The organism is Blastococcus sp. CT_GayMR16 (assembly GCF_004570875.1).
Taxonomy (GTDB): domain Bacteria; phylum Actinomycetota; class Actinomycetes; order Mycobacteriales; family Geodermatophilaceae; genus Blastococcus_B.
Genome location: NZ_SPQK01000017.1, coordinates 57280 through 77827 on the forward strand (window position 1 = coordinate 57280; position 20548 = coordinate 77827).

The window sequence follows — 20548 nt, forward strand, 5'->3', positions numbered from 1 at the left end:
GCGTGCCAGGCACGGAGCCGGCCCCCACCGAGACCGAGGTCCGGCAGGCCGACTGGTACGGCGAGGATCTCTCCGGTCAGGAGCACACCCGGGTGGGATTCGTCGGCGTGGACCTCACCGAGGCCACCGACGAGGGCGCTGTCTTCACCGAGTGCACGTTCCGCGACTGCCGGTTCAACCTCTCGCAGCACACCGACGCCGCGTTCCTGAACTGCACCTTCACCGGCTGCTCGTTCTTCGACGCCACCTTCACCGACTGCAAGTTCGTCGGCTCGATGTTCGACCGGTGCACCTTCGACCTGATGACGGTCGAGCGGGGCGACTGGTCGTTCGTCGGACTCCGGGGGGCCGACCTGACGCGGGCCACGCTCACCGGCGCCCGGATGCGGGAGGCCGATCTGACCGGTGTGCGCGGCTCGGGCGCCACCCTGCGGGGCCTGGACCTCTCCGCCTCCTGGTTCCACGACGCCGACCTGAGCGGCGCCGACCTGCGCGGTTCGGACCTCTCGGCGGTGGACCCCCGCAACGTCGACCTCGCCGGCGCGCAGGTCGACGTCACTCAGGCGGTCGTGCTGGTGACCACCCTGGGGCTGCGCGTCCGCCCCGACGCCCCGCCGTGAGTGCCCCGGCGCGATACTGACGACGAGCACGGCAGATTTCCAACCGAGGAGCCCCGCATGCCCATCGCGACCCCCGAGGTCTACGCCGACATGATCCGCCGGGCCAAGGAGGGCGGGTTCGCCTACCCGGCGATCAACTGCACCTCCTCGGAGACGGTGAATGCCGCGCTGCGCGGATTCGCCGACGCCGGGAGCGACGGGATCATCCAGTTCTCCACCGGCGGCGCAGAGTTCGCCTCCGGCACGAAGGTCAAGGACATGGTGACCGGCGCGGTCGCGCTGGCGGAGTTCGCGCACGTCGTCGCCGAGAAGTACCCGGTCAACGTCGCGCTGCACACCGACCACTGTCCGAAGGACAAGCTCGACAGCTACGTCCGCCCGCTGATCGCGCTGTCGCAGGACCGCGTGAACGCCGGTCAGGAGCCGCTGTTCCAGTCGCACATGTGGGACGGCTCGGCGATCGACCTCGAGGAGAACCTGCAGATCGCCGAGGAGCTGCTGGCGAAGACCGCGGCGGCCAAGATCGTGCTCGAGGTCGAGATCGGTGTCGTCGGCGGCGAGGAGGACGGCGTCGCGCACGACATCAACGAGAAGCTCTACACCGCCGAGGGTGACTTCGTGGCCACCGCCCGCGCCCTCGGACTGGGGGAGCGCGGCGTCTACCTGCTCGCCGCGACCTTCGGGAACGTGCACGGCGTCTACAAGCCGGGCAACGTCAAGCTGCGCCCGGAGATCCTGAAGCAGGGTCAGGACGTCGTCGCGAAGGAGCTCGGGACGACCGACGACAAGCCGTTCAACCTGGTGTTCCACGGCGGCTCGGGTTCGTCGCAGGCGGAGATCCGCGAGGCGCTGTCCTATGGCGTCGTGAAGATGAACGTCGACACCGACACCCAGTACGCGTTCACCCGTCCGGTCGCCGGCCACATGTTCGGCAACTACGACGGCGTCCTGAAGGTCGACGGCGAGGTCGGCAACAAGAAGGCCTACGACCCGCGCAGCTACCTCAAGGCCGCCGAGACGGGCATGGCCGCCCGCGTCGTCGAGGCGTGCGAGGACCTGCTGTCGGCCGGTCAGTCGACGGCCGGCTGATGACGCACTCCCACGGCAACCTGCTGGGCGAGCCGCCGGCCACCCTGCTCCCGCCGAACCCGGAGGCCGACGCGGAACTCGCGGCCGGGAACCCGCCGGCCGAGGTCGCGGCGCACCACCCGACCGTCAGTGCGGCGTGGGCGGCGCTGGCTGAGGAGGCCCTGAACCGTCCCGAGCGTGGGCTGAGCGACACCATCGAGGGCTACGCCTACGCCCGCACCGGCTACCACCGCGGACTGGACTCGCTGCGCCGCAACGGCTGGAAGGGCTTCGGTCCGGTGCCGTGGTCGCACGAGCCCAACCGGGGCTTCCTCCGGTGCGTCACCGAGCTGGCGAAGGCCGCCGAGGCGATCGGCGAGACCGACGAGCAGGCACGCTGCATCCAGCTGCTCCGCGACTGTGACCCCTCGCTGGCGCCCTGACATCGAAACCTGTGGGGTGCAGGAAGTGCGGAGGCGCCTGTGATCCGCCGCAGGAAGTCCCGTCGGCCGTGGGGTCGGCGGGATTCTCTGCACCCGATCTACATGTGCTCGTTTCGAACGCCGCCGGGGTGATCATTAACAACGGTGCATGGCGCCGTCCGGGCGCCCGCACGGTTGGAAGTGCCGTCATGGTCACGCTGCTGTGGATCCTTGCCGTAGTCCTGGTGATCGCGGGCATCTTCGCGATCTTCCGCGGACAGATGCTCTGGGGGATCGTGCTCATCATCGTGGGTCTGCTCGTCGGCCCGGGAGGCGTGAGCGTCTTCAACTGAGTGGCCGCCCGGGACGGCGCACCGCTCGCGCGGTGCGCTCCCCCGGGCGGAGCCGTCAGCGCTCGCCCAGCTCCGAGTGCAGGTCCGTCAGTGCCGAGGTCAGGGCGCTGAACTCCTCCCCGCCGGCCATCAGCCGCATCAGGTCCGAGGCGTCGACGTCCTCCCTGGTGAGCTTGCCGGCCACCTGGCCGTGAGCCAGGAGCAGGAAGCGGTCACCCACGAGGTGGGCGTAGCGCGGATTGTTCGTCACGAGCAGTACCGCCAGGCCCTGGCTGCGGGCCGCCACGATCGCCTGCAGCAGCAGCGTCTGCTGCCCGACGGTCAGGGGCGCCGTCGGCTCGTCGACGACCAGCGCGCGGACGCCGAAGTGCCGCGCGCGGGCGATCGCCAGGCTCTGCCGGGCGCCGGCCTGCAGCGTGCTCGCCGGCTGGTCGGGATCGAGCCCGGTCACCCCGACCCGGGCCATCGCCTGGACCGTGATCTCCCGGGCGCGGTCGACGTCGAGCCGCCGCAGCGGCCACACCCCGCGAGTGGGCTCGGCGCCGAGGAAGAAGTTCCGCCAGATCGACAGCAGCGGGGCGACGGCGAGGTCCTGCCAGACGGTGGCGATCCCGGCCGCCCGGGCCTGTTGTGGGGACCGGAAGTGGACCGGCTCCCCGGTCATCAGCAGCTGGCCCTCGTCGTGCCGGCGCAGCCCGGAGAGTACGGCCACGAGCGTGGACTTCCCCGAGCCGTTCTCCCCGAGCACGCAGGTGATCTGGCCGGCCGGCACGGTGGCGCTGACCCGGGACAGCGCGTGCACGCTGCCGTAGCGGACGCTCAGTCGCTGGAGCTCGAGGGCCGGTACGGCGGACTGCTCGACGGGCCCCGTCATGACCGGGGCACCGCCTTCAGGCGGTAGCGCACGACGGCGTTGGCCAGCAATGCCACCAGCAGGAGCACGCCGAGGAACGCCTGGAACCAGGGCGGGTCCCAGCCGGCCAGCGCGATGCCTTGCCGGGCCACGGCGTAGAGCAGCGCCCCGATCGCCGCACCGACGGCCGAGCCGTAGCCGCCGGTGAGCAGGCACCCTCCGATGACGGCCACGACGATGAAGTCCACCGCCGTCGCCAGGCCCGGCGCACCGACCTGCACGCCGTCCAGCCGGACGAGTCCGAGGGTGCCGATCAGCCATCCGGCCGCAGCCGTCAGGCAGAAGAGGGTGAGCGTCGTCCGCCGGACGGGTACGCCCAGTTGCCGCGCGGCCCGGCGGGCACCCCCGCTGGCGAAGACGGCGTTGCCGAACCGGGTGCGCCACAGCGCCCACGAGGCCAGGGCGGTGAGCCCGAGCCACCAGAGCAGCGACACCCGGAAGCGGCCGTCCCCCAGGTGCACCGTCGCGCCGAACACGGCGTCGGCGGCGGCCCAGCCGGGGGCCTCGTCGACGCCGGTCACCCGCACCGACCCGGCGAGTGCCGACACGCCGGCCTGCGACGTCCCCTGGAGAACGAGGAAGGTCGCCAGCGTCACGAGGAAGCTGGGCAGGCCGGTGTTCACCACGAGGAACCCGTTGACCAGGCCCACCAGCAGGGACGCGCCGAAGGAGACCAGCAGGGCCGGCCAGGTGTCCCAGCCGGCCTGCTCGATCAGCAGCGCGGTCACCAGGGAGCTCGCCACGGCCAGGACGCCGATGGAGAGGTCGAACTGGCCGGCGATCAGGAGCAGGGCGACCGCGACGCCGCCGATGCCCAGCAGCGCGGCCGCATCGAGGACGCTGGCCAGGCCGCCCGAGGTGAGCAGTTCGGGCGCCTGCACGCCGAAGACGGCGACGACCACCAGGAGGCCGACCAGGGCGGGCAGGCTCGGCCGGGCCAGTGCCCGCGTCAGCAGCCGGCGGCCGCGCGGCATCTCGGCAGGCGCCGCGCCCAGCGTGGGCAGGCGATCGCTGATCACCGGCAGGGCCCGTGGGGCAGCCCTGACCCGGTCGGGGCGCAGGACGTCGGCAGCGGGGCCTCCTCGACAAGCGGGATGCGGTCCAGTGTCCACGACGCCGCCGGCCCCCCGCAGAGGCCCGCCGCGAGCCGGCGAGGCGTCAGGGCTGGAGCAGCCAGCGCATCCGGTGGTCGGCGTACCAGGTCCAGCGGTTCACCGGACGCGGGTAGGCAACGCCGTCGCGCACGATCCGCGCGGGGTCCGAGGCCACCTGGAGGGCACGGCCGCTGGTCTGCCGGGTGGGCCGTAGCGGCTGCATCATCACGGTCACGCCGATCGTGTCGACCGCCCGCCAGTCCGGGCGCACGTCGATGCGGGTGATCTCGCCGTCGGCGACCTTGATGTCGTCGTGGTGGGCCTGCAGGCCCAGCCGGCGGCTCAGGGCGCGGCGCCCGTCACCGGCGGCCTCGATCCGGCCGTGGTGCAGGAGGACGCCGCCGTGGTCGTCCCGGACCAGCCCGAGCTCACGCTGCTCACCGGTGCCGACGCCGATGTCCCGGGCGAGCGCCACGGAGTCCTTGTCGCCGGTGGGCTCCCACGCGACCGGTACCTGTGCGCTGCGCTCGGCCTTCAACAGCACGGTGAGGACGGCGGCGAGCGCGGGCACCGGACCCCGGACGGCGATCGAATCGGCGGTGGCGGCGTCGGCGACGTCCTCCGGTCGGGGGGCCCTGCCCGGCTCCAGACGGCGGAGATCCAGCTCGACGGAGGCCATGCGGATACCCTGCCATTTGCCAGCCGGGAACCTCCGGTGCCGATCTGTGAGGAGAACCAGGACCCGATGCCGGCTGTCGTGCTGATCGGTGCCCAGTGGGGCGACGAGGGCAAGGGAAAGGCCACCGACTTGCTCGGCGGTCGCGTGCCCTACGTCGTCCGCTACCAGGGCGGCAACAACGCCGGGCACACGGTGATCACGCCGGACGGCGAGAAGTACGCCCTGCACCTCATCCCGTCCGGGATCCTCACCCCCGGGTGCACGCCGGTGATCGGCAACGGGGTGGTCATCGACCCCGAGGTGCTCATCGGCGAGCTCGCGGGCCTCGACGAGCGGGGGGTGGACACCTCGCGCCTGGTGATCTCCTCGGACGCGCACTTGATCATGCCGCACCACCGGGCCCTGGATAAGGTCACCGAGCGGTTCCTGGGCTCGCGCAAGATCGGCACCACCGGCCGTGGCATCGGCCCGGCCTACGGCGACAAGGTCGCCCGTGTGGGCATCCGCGTGCAGGACCTGCTCGACCTGTCGATCCTGCGGCAGAAGCTCGAGGGGACCCTGCAGGAGAAGAACCAGATCCTGGTCAAGGTCTACAACCGCAAGGCGATCGACGTCGACGAGGTCGTCGAGGAGTACGCGGCGTACGCGGAGCAGTTGAAGCACCGCATCGTCGACACCCGGCTGCTGCTCGGCAAGGCTCTGGACGCCGGCGAGTGGGTACTGCTCGAGGGGTCCCAGGGCACGCTGCTCGACGTCGACCACGGCACCTATCCGTTCGTGACGTCGTCGAACCCGACCGCGGGCGGGGCAGCCGTCGGATCGGGCATCGGGCCCACCCGCATCGAGCGCGTCGTCGGCATCCTCAAGGCGTACACGACCCGGGTCGGCTCCGGGCCGTTCCCGACCGAGCTGTTCGACGCCAACGGCGAGTACCTCCGCAAGCAGGGCGGCGAGGTCGGTGTGACCACCGGTCGCGATCGCCGCTGCGGCTGGTTCGACGCCGTCATCGCGCGGTACGCCAGCCGGGTCAACGGGATCACCGACTACTTCCTCACCAAGCTCGACGTCCTGTCCGGCCTGGAGACGGTGCCGATCTGCGTCGCCTACGACGTCGACGGCGTCCGGCACGAGGAGATGCCGATGACGCAGACCGACTTCCACCACGCGACGCCGGTCTACGAAGAGATGCCCGGCTGGTTCGAGGACATCCGGCACTGCCGCACGTTCGACGAGCTGCCGCCCAACGCGCAGGCCTACGTGCGGCGGCTGGAGGAGCTCGCCGGTGCGCGGATCAGCGTGATCGGCGTCGGCCCCGGCCGCGACGAGAACGTGGTCATCAACGATCTGATCGGTTGAGACCTCCGACGGTGCGGGGCGGCCGCGCCTCCTCGACTCAAGCTCGCCCGATGCTCCGTCGCGCAGTTGTTCTCGGGTTGCTCGGCCTGCTCACCGGCTGCACGGCTGTGGTTGACGGCTCGGGATCGTCGGCAGTTGCGACAAGTGCAGCCGGGGAACCCTGGAGCGAAGAGCCGATCGACACCCTGGTCGTGGGTGAGGCGCCCGAATTCCCGACGGCGCTGGACCACTGGGCTCTGCAGGACGCTTGGTCGACCCAGCTCCGGGCATTCGAAGGCGACGAGTGGACGACGGCATCCGGGCCGGACTACGAGTCCTTCCCGGCCACCATGAATGGGTGTGACGAGCAGCGGTTTCTCGTTCGATGGCGCGTGGTCGTGGACGCTGTTGACGTAGAGGCGGCTGCCAGCGACGTCCTGGGCGATGCCTGGAAGCAGGTGTCCGGCAACGAGGGCTGGATGGATCTCGACGGCTGCTATTCGCCAAGCTTCCGCTTGGCAGCAGACACCGTCGACGGGTCGTCGCTGGTGGACGTGGCTGTCGAGGTTCAGCAGTACTGGCCCGCCGTCTGACCCCCCGGACTCACTCCGTGTCCCCAAGGCTGATTTCTACCGCGGCTTTCGAGACCATCAGACCGGGTGCGTGCCTCATTCACACGAGGGTGGCGATCCTCAACTCCGCGACGGCCTGGGCGGCGTGGTCGGGGGAGTCGGTGATCAGGCCGTCGACGCCCAGGGCGAGCAGCTGGCGGGCCTCGCCGAGCGCGTCGCCGAGCCCGCCAGGGGCGTCGCCGCGGCGCAGGCGCTCCGGTAGGAACGCGTTCTCCGCCCGCAGCGTCCAGCAGAACACCGACAGGGCGGCCCGGTGCGCCTCGTCGATGAGCATCGAGGTGCTGCCGGACGGCGTGCCGTCCTTGCCGAGGATGCGGTCGCGGCTGGGTCCGATGGCCTGGGCGTAGGTCGAGATCTCGCGGAGTCCGGACCGGCTCACCATCCGGTCGCCCGTGCCGTGGTCGTCGACCAGCTGGACCATCTCGGGGCCGCTCTCGCCGAGGCGGGCGCGGAGGTCACGCAGGACCGCCGGCTCGAAGGACTGCAGCATCACCGGCCCGGAGGCGTCGGTGGCGTCGAGCCGGCGCAGCTCCGCGGCGACCAGCTCGGCCATCGGCAGGCCGTGCTCGGTGGACCAGTTCGCGTGCTTCAGCTCGGCCAGCACCCGGATCGGCCGGTCGTCGGTGGAGCGGGTGCGGACCAGCGAGATCACCTCGCCGAGCGTGAGGATGCCGAAGTGCCCGTCGTAGGCGCTGTTCAGGGGCCGGAGCTCGGGCATCCGCTCGACGGCGCGCAGCGTGCGCAGCTCGGCGAGCGTGAAGTCCTCGGCGAACCAGCCGGTCCAGACCTGGTCGTCCACCTCCTTGGTGGTGCGACGGTCGGCGTATTCCGCGCGGCCGGCGACGTCCGTCGACAGGCTGAGCTCGTTCTCGTGGCGGACGACGAGGACGCCGTCCCGGCTGACCACCACGTCCGGCTCGATCAGTTCGGCACCGAGGTCGATCGCCAGCTGGTAGCTGGCGGCCGTGTGCTCCGGGCGGTACGCCGGGGCGCCCCGGTGGCCGATGACCACGGGCTGGGCAAGGCGGGTCGCTGGTCGCACGGCCAGCGACTCCATCGCACGCATGTCCCTCACCACACATGAATCGGATGGCCGGACGGCGAACTGAAGCGAACGTGTTGCCAACAATTCGAAAGACACGACGCTGAACTGGGCGCGACCATGCAGCCGTGACTGATCTCTCAGAGCTGGGATGGACGCTCGGCCGCGCCGCCGAGCTGCCCGCCGGATCCGTCCCCGCGCGGGTATCGCGCGTGGACCGGGGCCGCCTGAGCGTCCTGACGGCCGAGGGGGAGAGCCGGGTGCACCCGGCCGCCGCGCTGTACGACGAGTCCGGTCTGTCCGGCCCGGCCGTGGGTGACTGGGTCGCGGTGCGCGGCGAACTCGCGGTCGCCGTCCTCACCCGGACGAGTGCCTTCGTCCGTACCGGTGCCGGCCGGACGTCGGCGGCGCAGGTGATCGCGGCCAACCTGGACACCGTCCTGGTCGTCGACTCGCTGTCCGCGGATGCGCGCCTGCGGCGGGTCGAGCGCTATCTGGCCGTCGCCTGGAGCAGCGGCGCGACGCCGGTCGTCGTCCTCACGAAGGCCGACCTCTGCGACGACGTCGCGGCGGCGGCGGAGCAGGTCCGCGAGGACGCCTTCGGCGTCGATGTGCTGCCGGTCAGCTCGGTCACCGGCGCGGGCCTGGACGCCGTGCGCGACCTCCTCCCACCCGGCCGGACGGGAGCCATGGTGGGCCCGTCGGGCGTCGGGAAGTCGAGCCTGGTGAACGCGCTGGCCGGGGGGACCATCGCCGAGATCGGCGGGATCCGGGCGAGCGACGGCCGCGGCCGGCACACGACGACAGCGCGCGAGCTGCACCTGCTGCCGGGCGGCGGGCTGCTGGTCGACACCCCCGGCATGCGCGAGCTGGCGCTCTACGACGACGGCGAGGGCGTGGACACCGCCTACGCCGACGTCGCGCTGCTGGCGGCCGACTGCCGGTTCCGCGACTGCCAGCACCGCACCGAGCCGGGCTGCGCGGTCGCCTCCGCCATCGACGGCGGCCGGCTGGACCCCGCCCGGTACAGCGCGTGGCGCAAGCTGCAGGCCGAGGCACATCGTCAGCTGCTGCGCGTCGACGCCCGCGCCCGGGCCGCGGAGAAGGCGCGGATGCGCTCGTTCCACCGGGCGATCCGGGAGCAGCCCAACCGGCTGCGGTGACCGTCCCCTAGATTCGGTCTTCGTGCGCGTGCTGGTGATCGGCTCCGGTGCCCGGGAGCACGCCCTGTGCGTGGCTCTCTCCTCCGACCCTGCGGTGAGTGCGCTCGCCTGCGCGCCCGGCAATGCCGGCACCCGCGCGGTCGCCGAACCGCTCGCGGTCGACGCCGCGGACCCCGATGCGGTCGCCCGCGTCGCCGCCGACTGGGGCGCCGAGCTCGTGGTGATCGGCCCCGAGGTGCCGCTGGTCGCCGGTGCCGCCGACGCCGTCCGGGATGCCGGCATCCCCTGCTTCGGGCCGTCGGCCGAGGCCGCCCAGCTCGAGGGCAGCAAGTCCTTCGCCAAGCACGTGATGGCTGCCGCGGGCGTGCCGACCGCGCGGTCGTGGCCGGTCGGCGGTCCGGCGGAGCTGGAGACCGCGCTGGACGAGGCGGGTGCCCCCTACGTCGTGAAGGACGACGGCCTGGCCGCGGGCAAGGGCGTGCTCGTCACCGACGACCGGGCGGCCGCGGTCGCGCACGGCTCCCGGGTGCTCGACGCCGGCGGTGCGGTGCTGGTCGAGGAGTACCTCGACGGGCCCGAGGTGTCGCTGTTCGCCGTCACCGACGGGACGACGGTGCTGCCGCTGTTGCCCGCCCAGGACCACAAGCGCCGGGACGACGGCGACGGCGGCCCCAACACCGGCGGGATGGGTGCCTACGCGCCGCTGCCCTGGGCACCCCCCGGACTGGTCGACGAGGTGCTGGTCACCGTGCTGCAGCCGACCGTCGACGAGATGGCCCGTCGCGGCGAGACGTTCAGCGGCCTGCTCTACGCCGGTCTCGCCCTCACGTCCCGCGGGCTGCGGGTGGTCGAGTTCAACGCGCGCTTCGGCGACCCGGAGACCCAGGTCGTGCTGCCGCTGCTGGAGACGCCGCTGGCCGGCCTGCTGCACGCAGCGGCCACCGGGACGCTCGCCGAGCACCCGCCGCTGCGGTGGCGCGACGGTGCGGCGGTGACCGTCGTCGTCGCGGCGCCCGGCTATCCCGAGGCGCCGCGCACCGGTTCGCCGATCACCGGTGCCGACGGCGAGGGCGTGCTGCACGCCGGTACCGCGTTGTCGGCGGACGGGCATGTGATCTCCGCGGGTGGCCGCGTGCTCGCCGTGACCGGGATCGGTGCCGACCTCGCCGCCGCCCGGCAGCAGGCCTACGAGCGGGTGGCCGCGGTCCGGCTCGCCGACGCGCACTGGCGGACCGACATCGCGCTCGCCGCCGTCGAGGGCCGGATCGTCGTCGGCTAGCCGGCGGTGACCGCCGGCCGGGCCCGCTCGGGGCGCGGTTCCGGCGGTCGCGGACCGTCGTGCCGGCGGCTCAGGTAGGTGCCCGCGACGTTCGCGCACGCCACGATCGGGACGGCGATCAGGGCGCCGAAGATGCCGGCGATGAGCAGGCCGGCGGCGATCGCCAGGACGATGGCCAGCGGATGCACCCGCACCGCCCGGCCCAGCAGCAGCGGCTGCAGGATGTGCCCTTCGACCTGCATGACCAGCACGACGATGGCGAGCGCGATGAGCGCGGTGATCGGTCCCTGGGAGACGAGCGCGACCAGCACCGCCACCGAGCCGGCGAGGAACGAGCCGAGGATCGGGATGAACGCCCCGAGGAACACCAGTGCGGCCAGCGGGATGACCAGCGGCACCCCCAGGATCGCCAGGCCGATGCCGATGCCGATCGCGTCGATCAGCGCGACGGCGGCCGTCGCGCGGACGTAGGAGACGAGCGTGCGCCAGGCGCGACGGGCCGCCTCGTCGATGTAGGCGCGGGAGTCGCCCGGGAAGAGGCCGACCAGCCACAGCCAGATCGAACGCCCGTCCTTGAGGAAGAAGAACAGCGTGAACAGCGCCAGGAAGAACCCGGCGATGACCTCACCGACCGTGGCCGCCGTCGTGAGGGCGCCGGAGGCGATGGAGTCCTGGTTGTCGACCAGGGTCTGCTGGAACTGACCGACCGCGTCCTCGAGCTGGTTCCGCGTGATCGGGAACGTGCGCACGACGAAGCTCTGGACCTGCCCGATGCCCTCGCTGACCTGGCCGGCGAGGTCGGAGAAGCCGGCGGAGAACCGCTCGACGACGAGCGTGATGATCCCGGCGACCACACCGAGGCCGACGATGAGCATCGTGAACGCGGACAGCGACCGTGGCCAGCCGTGCCGGACGAGGTAGGCCGCGCCCGGCTGCAGCAATGCTGCGAGCAGCAGCGCGACGATCACCGGGACGACGACGACCGCGACGTACGCCGCGGCGTAGAGCAGCACGTAGAAGCCGGCGATCACGACGATGAACCGCCACGAGTAGGCCGCCGCCGTCCGCAGCCCGTTCGGGACCCCGGCCTCCGGCGGGCCGTCGCGCCCACTCGTCGTCATCAGCCGGCGGGAGCGCTCCCCGGGCCGGTGCGGGCGACCGCCCTGGGGCGGCCCGCTGACCCCGCCGGACGCGACGGCTCCGTCGACGTCCGGGGCGCCGGGTTCGGGGCTGCCCAGCGGGGGAGTCGTGGCGCCGCCGTCCGGGTCGTCGTCCGGGGGGATCTCGACGAAGTCGATCGGCTCCGGGTCGTCGTCGTGGACGAGGATGGCGCGGTCGTCGTCGCGCTCCGGCCACGCGTGCGGGTCGTGCTCGCGGGCGGCTCGGATGCGTTCCCGCGCCCGTTCGGTGAGGACGCTGGCCCGTCGCAGCATCGTCGATCCTCCCCTCGGGCCCGGGGGCCGTCCATGATCACGCTAGCCCTGCGGGAGGATGTACCTCGTGGTGCGACGAGCTGAGCTGTGTCAGGTGGTACCCGCATGATCGAGCGCTACACGCTCCCGGAGATGGGGCGGGTGTGGAGCGACCAGCACAAGTACGAGTTGTGGTGCCGGGTCGAGACGCTGGTCCTCGAGGCGCACGCCGCCGCCGGGCGCGTGCCCGCCGACGTCGTGGAGCCGGTCCGCAACGCCCCGCCGCCGACCCCCGAGCGGGTCGCTGAGATCGAGGAGACGACGCAGCACGACGTCATCGCCTTCCTCACCGCGTGGGCGGACAACACGACGCCGCGCTCGGCCGCGGCCTACGTGCACCACGGCATGACGTCGTCGGACCTGCTGGACACCGCGCTCGCGGTGCAGCTGACCGATGCCACGGACGTCCTGCTGGCGAAGGCCGACCGGCTGGTCGCCGCGCTCCGGGACCACGGTCTGGCGCACCGGAACACGATCAAGGTGGGCCGCACGCACGGCGTCCACGCCGAGCCCGACGTGTGGGGGCACCGCGTCGCCGACCTCGCCTTCGCGATGGCCCGGTCGCGGGACCGGCTGCGCGAGGCGCGCTCGCGGGTCGGGGTCGTCGCGATCTCCGGCGCCGTCGGCACGTACTCGCTGATCGACCCCTCGGTCGAGGTCTTCGTCGCCGAGAAGCTGGACCTGCGCCCCGCCGACGCCTCCACCCAGGTGGTCATCCGCGACTCGATCAGCGAATGGGTTTCGGCGCTGGCGATCATCGCGACGGTCTGCGAGGCGATCGCGCTCGAGGTGCGGCACGGCCAGCGCACCGAGGTGCGGGAGCTGTCGGAGGCGTTCGGCGCGGGCCAGAAGGGCTCCAGCGCGATGCCGCACAAGAAGAACCCGATCCGCTCCGAGCGGATCGCGGGGCTGGCGCGGGCCGTGCGCGCGGCGATCGTGCCGATCATGGAGGGCATCCCGCTGTGGCACGAGCGCGACATCTCGCACTCCTCGACCGAGCGGGTGTTCCTCCCCGACGCCGCGATCACGACCGACTACCTGCTGAACCTGACCGCCGGGCTGGTGGAGACCCTGGTCGTCGACGCCGACCGGATGCGGACCAACCTCGAGTCCACCGGCGGGCTCATCTACACGTCGTCGGTGCTGTTGGAGCTGGTCGAGGGCGGGCTGTCCCGTGAGGACGCGTACTCGCTCGTGCAGTCCGCGGCGATGGAGACGTGGCAGGCCGGCACCCCGTTCCGGGAGACGCTGCGCGTGAAGGCGGAGGCCTCGGGCGTGCCCCTGGACGAGGTGCGGCTGGACGAGATCTGCCGGCCCGAGCAGTACGTGGCCAACCTCGGGCCGCTGTTCGACCGGCTGGCCGCGCTGACGTGATCGATCTCCCGCTCGTCGCCCGGGGGAAGGTGCGCGAGATCTACGACGCGGGTCCTGACCGGCTGTTGCTGGTGGCGTCGGACCGGATCTCCGCCTACGACCACGTGCTGCCGACGCCGATCCCCGACAAGGGGCGCGTCCTCACCCAGCTCTCGGTGTGGTGGTTCGACCAGCTCACCCCGGTGCTGTCCTCGTTCGGGGCCTCGCACCACCTGATCTCGGCGTCCGACGTGCCGGCCTCGGCCGCGGGACGGGGAATGCTCGTGCGTCGGCTGGAGATGCTGCCGGTCGAGTGCGTGGCCCGCGGCTACCTGTCGGGGTCGGGGACTCATCTGTACGCGAGGACCGGTTCGATCCGGGACGTCGTCCTGCCGGCGGGACTGGTCGAGGGGTCGCGGCTGCCGACGCCGGTGTTCACCCCGTCGACGAAGGCCGAGGTGGGAGAGCACGACGAGGCGATCGACTTCGCCTCCGTGGTCTACGCGGTGGGCGCCGCCCGGGCCGAGGAACTGCGGGACCTGACCCTGGCGCTGTACTCGCGGGCGGCGGAGATCGCGCTCGAGGCCGGGATCATCCTGGCCGACACCAAGTTCGAGTTCGGGCTGGCCGCGGACGGCGGGCTGGTGCTCGGCGACGAGGTGCTCACCCCGGACTCCTCGCGCTTCTGGCCGGCCGCGACCTGGTCGCCGGGCGCCGTCCAGCCGTCCTACGACAAGCAGTACGTGCGCGACTGGCTGACGTCGACCGGCTGGGACCGGGTCTCCCCGCCACCCGAGCTGCCGTCGGACGTCGTCGAGGCGACCCGCGAGCGCTACGTCACCGCCTACGAACAGCTCACCGGCCAGAGCTTTCCGTAGTCCTGCTGCGGCGCCGGGAGGGGTTTTCCCGGCGCATCCGCGCGCGCACACTGCGCCGGTCGGGGGCCACGGAGGGCGCGCGGACGTGAGGAGCGGTGAGTTGAGCGGACGAGGACGCAAGCAGCAGAACCGGGGCAAGTCGCATCGGTCGCAGCCCCCGTCGAAGAAGGGCGCCGGGTCCAGCCGGTCAGCCACGGCGGGCGCCGGGTCGAGTGCCACCTCGACGACCGGGGCCGGCTCGGCGCGGCAGCAGCACCCGGTTCGCGCCACGGCCGGCTCCCGCCCGGAGCGGACGGATCCCGTCGCCGGCGGCCGGTCACGCCCCGCGCCGCGTGCGGCCGCCCCCGGCCGGACGGCGAGCCGGCAGCCGCGGGACGGGCGGCGGCGCAGGCAGCGGCTGACCGTCGTCATCGGGGCTGTGGCACTCGGCGGTGCCGCCATCGGCGGAGTCATCGCCGGCATGGCGGGAGGGGAGACGCCCCCGGCCCAGGAGGCCGGCGAGGCGAGCGGGTCCGCGGTGACGTCGTCCGCCGCTCCGGTGAAGCCGACCGCCTCCGCGTCGCCCTCCGCCGTGCCCGCGATGACGATGAGCTGCCCGACCGGTGGCGGCGCCTCGACGCTCTTCGGGCACGAGATCGCCGTGCCCGAGCCGTACACCGTCACCATCACCTACGGGGACGGCGACGAGTACACCAACGACAGCGACCAGCTCGGTGCAATCTTCTCGCACACGTACACGGAGCCGGGCTCGTACGAGGTCAATGCCGTGCTGACCGATCCGACGGGGACGACGGCGAGCGCCGGCTGCACCTACACCTGGGGTCCCTAGGGGCAGATCTCGCCGGGGGAAGGAAGGGCTCTCCGGCGTCCCGGTACCCTCGGCGGTGTGTCCCGGGTGGTCGTCGATGTGGTCCTCAAGCCGGAGATCTCCGACCCCCAGGGGCAGGCGGTGCTGGGCGCACTGGGGCGCCTCGGTCACGGCAGCATCGCCAGCGTCCGGCAGGGCAAGCACTTCGTGCTCGAGGTCGACGGCACCCCCGACGAGGCGGAGCTGAAGCAGATCGGCGAGACGCTGCTGGCCAACCCCGTCATCGAGGACGTCGAGCTGCACCTCTCCACCGACTGAACGGACGCACTTCCTTGCGCATCGGTGTTCTGACCTTCCCGGGCTCCCTGGACGACGTCGACGCCGCCCGCGCGGTGCGCCTGGCTGGGGGTGAACCGGTCGCCCTGTGGCACGCCGACCACGACCTCAAGGACGTCGACGCCGTGATCCTCCCCGGCGGCTTCTCCTACGGCGACTACCTGCGGGCCGGCGCCATCGCCGCGCGGGCCCCCCTGATGCAGGACGTCGTCGCGCGGGCGAACGACGGCATGCCCGTGCTCGGCATCTGCAACGGCTTCCAGGTGCTCTGCGAGGCCGGACTGCTGCCCGGCGCCCTGACCCGCAACAGCCACCTGCACTTCCGCAACCGCGACCAGGTGCTCACCGTCGAGCGGTCCGACACCGCCTGGACCGGCGACTACGCGACGGGTCAGCGCATCGTGATCCCGGTCAAGAACGGTGAAGGCCGGTACGTGGCGGCCGACGCCGACCTCGACCGCCTCGAGGGCGAGGGCCGCGTGGTGTTCCGCTACACCGACGGCAACCCGAACGGCAGCAGCCGTGACATCGCCGGGGTGACCAGCGAGAACGGCCGGGTCGTCGGCCTCATGCCGCACCCCGAGCACGCGGTCGAGGACCTCACCGGCCCGAGCACCGACGGCCTCGGCTTCTTCACCAGCGTCCTGAAGGCCGCGGTGGCAGCGTGATCGACACGGTGGAGCTCGCGGCGAAGAGCCCGGACGACGAGCAGCCCTGGGCCGAGCTGGGTCTCAAGTCCGACGAGTACGACCGGATCAAGAGCATCCTCGGCCGCCGCCCGACCACGGCCGAGCTCGCCATGTACTCGGTCATGTGGAGCGAGCACTGCTCCTACAAGAGCTCCAAGGTGCACCTCAGGCAGTTCGGCGACCTCCCGCACAGCGACGCCCTGCTGGTCGGCATCGGCGAGAACGCCGGCGTCGTCGACGTCGGCGACGGCTACGCGGTCACGTTCAAGGTCGAGTCGCACAACCACCCGAGCTACGTCGAGCCGTACCAGGGCGCGGCCACGGGCGTCGGCGGCATCGTGCGCGACATCCTCACCATGGGCGCCCGCCCGATCGCGGTCATGGACTCGCTCCGCTTCGGCCGCGCCGATGCCCCCGACACCGCCCGCGTGCTGCCCGGCGTGGTGGCCGGCGTCGGCGGCTACGGCAACTGCCTGGGCCTGCCCAACATCGGCGGGGAACTCCTCTTCGACGACTGCTACGCCGGGAACCCGCTGGTCAACGCGCTGTGCGTCGGCGTCATGCGGCACGAGGATGTCCGCCTGGCCAAGGCCGAGGGCCTCGGCAACAAGGTCATCCTCTTCGGTGCCCGCACCGGCGGAGACGGCATCGGCGGCGTGAGCGTGCTGGCCAGCGAGACCTTCGACGAGCACGGCCCGGCCAAGCGCCCCAGCGTGCAGGTCGGCGACCCGTTCACCGAGAAGCTGCTCATCGAGGCGTGCCTGGAAATCTTCGCGGCCGACCTCGTCACCGGCATTCAGGACCTCGGCGGCGCCGGCCTCTCCTGCGCGACGTCGGAGCTGGCCAGTGCCGGCACCGGCGGCATGCACGTCGACCTCGACACCGTCCCGTTGCGCGACTCGACGCTCACCCCGGCCGAGATCCTGATGAGCGAGTCGCAGGAGCGCATGTGCGCGATCGTCGAGCCGGCCAAGGTCGATGCGTTCCTCGCCGTCTGTCGGAAATGGGACGTCCTCGCCACCGTCATCGGTGAGGTCACCGACGGCGACCGGCTCACCGTCGACTGGCACGGCGAGCGGATCGTCGACGTCCCGCCGCGCACGGTCGCCCACGAGGGCCCGGTCTACGAGCGGCCGATGACCCGCCCGGCCGATCTCGACGCACTCCAGGCCGACGACGCGGCCCGCCTCCCGCGGCCGTCGACCGGCGCGGAGCTCCAGGCGCACTGGCTCGCCGTCGTCAGCAGTCCGGACGGCGCCGACAAGACGTGGGTCACCGAGCAGTACGACCGCTACGTCCGCGGCAACACCGTGCTCGCCCAGCCGGAGGACGCCGGCGTCGTCCGCATCGACGAGCAGAGCCACCGCGGGATCGCGCTCGCCCTCGACGGGAACGCCCGCTACGCCCGCCTCGACCCCTACGCCGGCGCCCAGCTCAACCTCGCCGAGGCCTACCGCAACGTCGCCGTCTCGGGCGCGAAGCCGCTGGCCGTCACCAACTGCCTGAACTTCGGCTCCCCGGAGGAGCCGGAGGTCATGTGGCAGTTCGCCGAGGCCGTGCGTGGCCTGGCCGACGGCTGCCGCGAGCTCGGTCTGCCGGTCACCGGCGGCAACGTCAGCCTCTACAACCAGACCGGCGACGTCCCGATCAACCCGACGCCGGTCATCGGCGTGCTCGGCGTGCACGAGGACGTCCGCCGCCGCATCCCCGGCGGCTGGCGGGCCGACGGCGAGACGGTGCTGCTGCTCGGCGAGACCCGCGCCGAGTTCGGTGGCTCGGCCTGGGCGTCGGTCGTGCACGGTCACCTCGGCGGGAAGCCGCCGGTGGTCGACCTGGCCGCCGAACGGCGACTGGGGGAGTTGCTCGCGGGCCTACCCGGTCTGGTCAGCTCCGCGCACGACCTCGCCGACGGGGGGCTCGCGCAGACCCTCGCGGAGTCGGCGCTGCGCTACGGCGTCGGCGCGCGGCTGCACCTGGACGGCGACCTGTTCACCGCGCTGTTCAGCGAGTCGGCCGCCCGTGCCGTCGTCACGACGGGCGACTCTGACGCCGTCCGGACGGCCGCGGCAGCGGCCGGCGTCCCGGTCACCGAACTGGGGACGACGGGCGGCGACACCCTGACCGTCGACGGCCTGCTCGAGCTCGGCATCACCGAACTCCGGGCCGCCTGGTCGGCCACCCTGCCGGCCCTCTTCGGTGCTCCCGAGATCGCGGTCGGTTCCGTCCCGGCGGGCACCGTTCCGACCAGCTGATGGCTGCGCAGCCGATCCCGGCCGACGAGCTGCGCGCGGTCCTCGAACCCGTCCGGGAATGGCTCGCGGGCCAGGCGGAACAGCCGCCGCGGTCCGTCGTCGGCGCGGCGGTGAAGACCTCAGCCCGATGGCTGGCCCAGCAGGTGCCCGGCCGGTCGGTCGAGCTGCGGATCCCGCCGCACGTCGCCGTCCAGTTCATCGAGGGGCCGCGGCACACGCGCGGTACCCCGCCGAACGTGATCGAGACCGACGCGGCGACCTGGCTCCGGCTGGCATCAGGCCAGGTGACCTGGGCGGACGCCGTGGCCGAGGGCCGGGTGGTGGCCAGCGGAAACCGCGCCGACCTGAGCGGCCACCTGCCGCTGCGCCCGCTGACCCGCTGAGGGGCCTTCATGGCCATGAAGGCCCCTCAGGGTCAGCCGGTGAAGAGCGAGCTCGCCGTCTTCACGGTCTGGTACAGCCCGTAGACCAGTGGGACGCCGACCAGGGTCCACGCGAACGCGATGAGCGCCGCGGGGGTGGAGGACGGCTGTTGCGTGCCGGTGGAGGCAGGAGAGCTCATCGGACGGCGCTCGCTTCCTGAGTGGCGGTGGAGGGGGCGGACTTCGGCTCGTGCCACTTCGAGGCGACCGGCTTCACCAGCAGGTTCGCGACGAAGCCGACGGCCAGCAGGCCGACCATGATGAACAGCGCCGGCCGGTAGTCGCCGGCGACCAGCTCACCTGGGGTGCCCCGGGTGTCGAGCACGGTGTTGACGATCAGCGGCCCGGCCACACCGGCGGCCGACCACGCGGTCAGCAGCCGGCCGTGGATGGCCCCCACCTGGTAGGTGCCGAAGAGGTCACGCAGGTAGGCCGGGATGGTGGCGAACCCGCCGCCGTAGAACGAGATGATGACCGCGGCGAGGAGGACGAAGATCCAGGTCGCCGAGCTGCCGATCGTCGCGAGCAGCACGTACAGGATGAGGCCGACCCCGAGATACACCATGTAGATCGGCTTGCGGCCGATGTAGTCCGACGTGGACGACCACACGAACCGGCCGCCCATGTTGAACAGCGACAGCAGGCCGACGAAGCCCGCGGCGGCGGTCAGTGCGACCTGGGAGGTGTCCCCGTCGCGGAAGAAGTCCTGGATCATCGGACTGGCCTGTTCGAGGATCCCGATGCCGGCTGTGACGTTGCAGAACAGCACGATCCACAGCAGCCAGAACTGCGGTGTCTTGATCGCGTTGCCCGCCGAGACGTTGTCGGTGGTGACCAGCGACTTCTTCTTCACCATCGAGGGGTCGAAACCGTCGGGCCTCCAGCCCTCCGCCGGGACCCGCACGATGAACGCGCCGAACAGCATGAAGACCAGGTAGACCAGGCCGAGGGTCAGGAAGAGCAGGGAGACCGCGCTGCCGCTGGGCACGGTGCCGGCCGTGCCGTCGTAGGCGGGGTCGTAGAGGTCCATCAGCTGGCGCGACAGCGGCGAGGCGATGAGCGCGCCACCACCGAAGCCCATGATGGCCATTCCGGTGGCCAGACCGGGGCGGTCGGGGAACCACTTGATCAGCGTGGAGACCGGCGAGATGTAGCCGATGCCCAGCCCGATGCCGCCGATGACGCCGTAGCCGAGGTAGACCAGCCACAGCTGCTCGGTCGCGATGCCGAGGGAACCGACGAGGAAGCCGCTGGACCAGAAGCAGGCGGCGGTGAACATCGCGGCGCGAGGACCGTTGCGGTCGACCCACGTGCCGAACGCCGCCGCGGAGAGACCCAACATCACGATCGCGATCGAGAAGATGATCCCGATCGCGGTGAGGCTGGTGTCGAAGTGGGCGACCAGAGCGGTCTTGTAGACGCTGGTCGCGTAGGCCTGGCCGATGCACAGGTGGACGGCGAGGGCCGCCGGCGGGATCAGCCAGCGGTTGAACCCGGGCCGGGCGACGATGCGCTCGCGGGCCAGGAAGCTGGGTACTGCCACGGACACCTCCGAGAAGGAACGGTGCGCCCGGCCGGACGCAACCCGGTCGCCCGCTGTGATGTGCGTCGCGACCGGTCGGACGGTACGACGCCGTCCGTATCGCCGCGCGCCGAAGCTGCGATCGAGACCCCCGCGTGATCGGCACCTCCGCGGGGCGGAAGGCGATCCGGCCGGTGGCTGGGCGCCCACATAGGC

At 72.2% G+C, this 20548-nt stretch carries 22 protein-coding genes; 15 read left to right on the forward strand and 7 right to left on the reverse strand.

All coding sequences use genetic code 11. The annotated features are described in order from the left end of the window. Nucleotides 1-2 precede the first annotated feature (2 nt). From E4P38_RS16930 to E4P38_RS23005, 4 genes are all read left to right on the forward strand, one after another. Nucleotides 3-620: a pentapeptide repeat-containing protein gene (locus E4P38_RS16930; protein ID WP_209309157.1), complete on the forward strand. Its 618-nt coding sequence runs from the start codon at nucleotides 3-5 to the stop codon at nucleotides 618-620. A gap of 57 nt (nucleotides 621-677) precedes the next feature. Further along, on the forward strand, nucleotides 678-1709 hold the full coding sequence (gene fbaA / locus E4P38_RS16935) for a class II fructose-bisphosphate aldolase (RefSeq protein WP_135133120.1): 1032 nt from the start codon (nucleotides 678-680) through the stop codon (nucleotides 1707-1709). Next, complete coding sequence (locus E4P38_RS16940; RefSeq protein WP_135133121.1) at nucleotides 1709-2131, forward strand: DUF3151 domain-containing protein; 423 nt, start codon at nucleotides 1709-1711, stop codon at nucleotides 2129-2131. Before fbaA ends, E4P38_RS16940 begins: the two co-directional genes overlap by 1 nt. A gap of 188 nt (nucleotides 2132-2319) precedes the next feature. Beyond that, nucleotides 2320-2463, forward strand: a complete 144-nt coding sequence (locus E4P38_RS23005) for a GPGG-motif small membrane protein (RefSeq protein ID WP_167760606.1) — start codon at nucleotides 2320-2322, stop codon at nucleotides 2461-2463. A 55-nt stretch (nucleotides 2464-2518) separates the two neighbouring features. Here the strand turns inward: E4P38_RS23005 and E4P38_RS16945 are convergent, their stop codons facing one another. From E4P38_RS16945 to E4P38_RS16955, 3 genes are all read right to left on the reverse strand, one after another. Next, nucleotides 2519-3337: an ATP-binding cassette domain-containing protein gene (locus E4P38_RS16945; protein ID WP_135133122.1), complete on the reverse strand. Its 819-nt coding sequence runs from the start codon at nucleotides 3335-3337 to the stop codon at nucleotides 2519-2521. Next, complete coding sequence (locus E4P38_RS16950; protein ID WP_245161095.1) at nucleotides 3334-4395, reverse strand: ABC transporter permease; 1062 nt, start codon at nucleotides 4393-4395, stop codon at nucleotides 3334-3336. Before E4P38_RS16950 ends, E4P38_RS16945 begins: the two co-directional genes overlap by 4 nt. A gap of 139 nt (nucleotides 4396-4534) precedes the next feature. Next, nucleotides 4535-5149, reverse strand: coding sequence for a hypothetical protein (locus tag E4P38_RS16955; protein ID WP_135133123.1), 615 nt, complete (start codon nucleotides 5147-5149; stop codon nucleotides 4535-4537). 66 nt (nucleotides 5150-5215) lie between these two features. Here E4P38_RS16955 and E4P38_RS16960 point away from each other — a divergent pair, with 66 nt between their 5' ends. Both E4P38_RS16960 and E4P38_RS16965 read left to right on the forward strand, forming a co-directional pair. Then, nucleotides 5216-6505, forward strand: a complete 1290-nt coding sequence (locus E4P38_RS16960) for an adenylosuccinate synthase (protein WP_135133124.1) — start codon at nucleotides 5216-5218, stop codon at nucleotides 6503-6505. A gap of 50 nt (nucleotides 6506-6555) precedes the next feature. Continuing rightward, nucleotides 6556-7077, forward strand: a complete 522-nt coding sequence (locus tag E4P38_RS16965) for a hypothetical protein (RefSeq protein WP_135133125.1) — start codon at nucleotides 6556-6558, stop codon at nucleotides 7075-7077. Between the two features lie 79 nt (nucleotides 7078-7156). On the opposite strand, the gene E4P38_RS16970 is transcribed toward E4P38_RS16965, so the two are convergent. Beyond that, on the reverse strand, nucleotides 7157-8182 hold the full coding sequence (locus tag E4P38_RS16970; protein WP_135133126.1) for a glycerophosphodiester phosphodiesterase family protein: 1026 nt from the start codon (nucleotides 8180-8182) through the stop codon (nucleotides 7157-7159). A 104-nt stretch (nucleotides 8183-8286) separates the two neighbouring features. Between E4P38_RS16970 and rsgA the strand changes: the two genes are divergently transcribed. Together rsgA and purD are read left to right on the forward strand one after the other, a co-directional pair. Beyond that, complete coding sequence (rsgA, locus tag E4P38_RS16975) at nucleotides 8287-9321, forward strand: ribosome small subunit-dependent GTPase A (RefSeq protein ID WP_135133127.1); 1035 nt, start codon at nucleotides 8287-8289, stop codon at nucleotides 9319-9321. Between the two features lie 22 nt (nucleotides 9322-9343). Next, on the forward strand, nucleotides 9344-10600 hold the full coding sequence (gene purD / locus E4P38_RS16980) for a phosphoribosylamine--glycine ligase (protein WP_135133128.1): 1257 nt from the start codon (nucleotides 9344-9346) through the stop codon (nucleotides 10598-10600). Here purD and E4P38_RS16985 read toward each other — a convergent pair. Then, nucleotides 10597-12033, reverse strand: coding sequence for an AI-2E family transporter (locus tag E4P38_RS16985; protein WP_135133129.1), 1437 nt, complete (start codon nucleotides 12031-12033; stop codon nucleotides 10597-10599). The two genes, purD and E4P38_RS16985, sit on opposite strands and share 4 nt — an antisense overlap. A gap of 105 nt (nucleotides 12034-12138) precedes the next feature. Between E4P38_RS16985 and purB the strand changes: the two genes are divergently transcribed. The 7 genes from purB to E4P38_RS17020 all read left to right on the forward strand — a co-directional run bounded on the left by purB (nucleotide 12139) and on the right by E4P38_RS17020 (nucleotide 18771). Continuing rightward, nucleotides 12139-13446 carry an adenylosuccinate lyase gene (purB, locus tag E4P38_RS16990; RefSeq protein ID WP_135133130.1) on the forward strand — a complete coding sequence of 436 codons (1308 nt, stop codon included), beginning with the start codon at nucleotides 12139-12141 and terminating at the stop codon, nucleotides 13444-13446. Further along, the gene (locus tag E4P38_RS16995) at nucleotides 13446-14303 is read left to right on the forward strand and encodes a phosphoribosylaminoimidazolesuccinocarboxamide synthase (RefSeq protein ID WP_135133177.1); all 858 of its coding nucleotides are present in this window, start codon (nucleotides 13446-13448) and stop codon (nucleotides 14301-14303) included. The genes purB and E4P38_RS16995 overlap by 1 nt, the downstream gene beginning before the upstream one ends. Nucleotides 14304-14403: 100 nt before the next feature. After that, the gene (locus E4P38_RS17000; RefSeq protein ID WP_135133131.1) at nucleotides 14404-15132 is read left to right on the forward strand and encodes a PKD domain-containing protein; all 729 of its coding nucleotides are present in this window, start codon (nucleotides 14404-14406) and stop codon (nucleotides 15130-15132) included. 57 nt (nucleotides 15133-15189) lie between these two features. Continuing rightward, complete coding sequence (purS, locus tag E4P38_RS17005) at nucleotides 15190-15429, forward strand: phosphoribosylformylglycinamidine synthase subunit PurS (RefSeq protein ID WP_135133132.1); 240 nt, start codon at nucleotides 15190-15192, stop codon at nucleotides 15427-15429. A gap of 14 nt (nucleotides 15430-15443) precedes the next feature. Further along, on the forward strand, nucleotides 15444-16115 hold the full coding sequence (gene purQ / locus E4P38_RS17010) for a phosphoribosylformylglycinamidine synthase subunit PurQ (RefSeq protein ID WP_209309158.1): 672 nt from the start codon (nucleotides 15444-15446) through the stop codon (nucleotides 16113-16115). Next, on the forward strand, nucleotides 16112-18388 hold the full coding sequence (gene purL / locus E4P38_RS17015; RefSeq protein ID WP_135133134.1) for a phosphoribosylformylglycinamidine synthase subunit PurL: 2277 nt from the start codon (nucleotides 16112-16114) through the stop codon (nucleotides 18386-18388). Before purQ ends, purL begins: the two co-directional genes overlap by 4 nt. Further along, on the forward strand, nucleotides 18388-18771 hold the full coding sequence (locus E4P38_RS17020; protein WP_135133135.1) for a sterol carrier family protein: 384 nt from the start codon (nucleotides 18388-18390) through the stop codon (nucleotides 18769-18771). Before purL ends, E4P38_RS17020 begins: the two co-directional genes overlap by 1 nt. 32 nt (nucleotides 18772-18803) lie before the next feature. Here the strand turns inward: E4P38_RS17020 and E4P38_RS23010 are convergent, their stop codons facing one another. Both E4P38_RS23010 and E4P38_RS17025 read right to left on the reverse strand, forming a co-directional pair. Beyond that, the gene (locus tag E4P38_RS23010) at nucleotides 18804-18950 is read right to left on the reverse strand and encodes a hypothetical protein (RefSeq protein WP_167760608.1); all 147 of its coding nucleotides are present in this window, start codon (nucleotides 18948-18950) and stop codon (nucleotides 18804-18806) included. Next, nucleotides 18947-20353 (reverse strand): OFA family MFS transporter, encoded by a 1407-nt coding sequence (locus tag E4P38_RS17025; RefSeq protein WP_135133136.1) that lies wholly within the window; start codon nucleotides 20351-20353, stop codon nucleotides 18947-18949. Before E4P38_RS17025 ends, E4P38_RS23010 begins: the two co-directional genes overlap by 4 nt. Nucleotides 20354-20548 lie beyond the last annotated feature (195 nt).

Bases quoted from the DNA above. Each gene is read 5' to 3' on its own strand.
- fbaA (WP_135133120.1), top strand. From the start codon at position 678: ATGCCCATCGCGACCCCCGAGGTCTACGCCGACATGATCCGCCGGGCC.
- purB (WP_135133130.1), top strand. From the start codon at position 12,139: ATGATCGAGCGCTACACGCTCCCGGAGATGGGGCGGGTGTGGAGCGAC.
- E4P38_RS23005 (WP_167760606.1), top strand. From the start codon at position 2,320: ATGGTCACGCTGCTGTGGATCCTTGCCGTAGTCCTGGTGATCGCGGGC.
- E4P38_RS16985 (WP_135133129.1), bottom strand. From the start codon at position 12,033: ATGCTGCGACGGGCCAGCGTCCTCACCGAACGGGCGCGGGAACGCATC.
- E4P38_RS16955 (WP_135133123.1), bottom strand. From the start codon at position 5,149: ATGGCCTCCGTCGAGCTGGATCTCCGCCGTCTGGAGCCGGGCAGGGCC.
- E4P38_RS16970 (WP_135133126.1), bottom strand. From the start codon at position 8,182: ATGCGTGCGATGGAGTCGCTGGCCGTGCGACCAGCGACCCGCCTTGCC.
- E4P38_RS16940 (WP_135133121.1), top strand. From the start codon at position 1,709: ATGACGCACTCCCACGGCAACCTGCTGGGCGAGCCGCCGGCCACCCTG.
- E4P38_RS16945 (WP_135133122.1), bottom strand. From the start codon at position 3,337: ATGACGGGGCCCGTCGAGCAGTCCGCCGTACCGGCCCTCGAGCTCCAG.
- E4P38_RS16960 (WP_135133124.1), top strand. From the start codon at position 5,216: ATGCCGGCTGTCGTGCTGATCGGTGCCCAGTGGGGCGACGAGGGCAAG.
- E4P38_RS16965 (WP_135133125.1), top strand. From the start codon at position 6,556: ATGCTCCGTCGCGCAGTTGTTCTCGGGTTGCTCGGCCTGCTCACCGGC.
- E4P38_RS17020 (WP_135133135.1), top strand. From the start codon at position 18,388: ATGGCTGCGCAGCCGATCCCGGCCGACGAGCTGCGCGCGGTCCTCGAA.
- E4P38_RS23010 (WP_167760608.1), bottom strand. From the start codon at position 18,950: ATGAGCTCTCCTGCCTCCACCGGCACGCAACAGCCGTCCTCCACCCCC.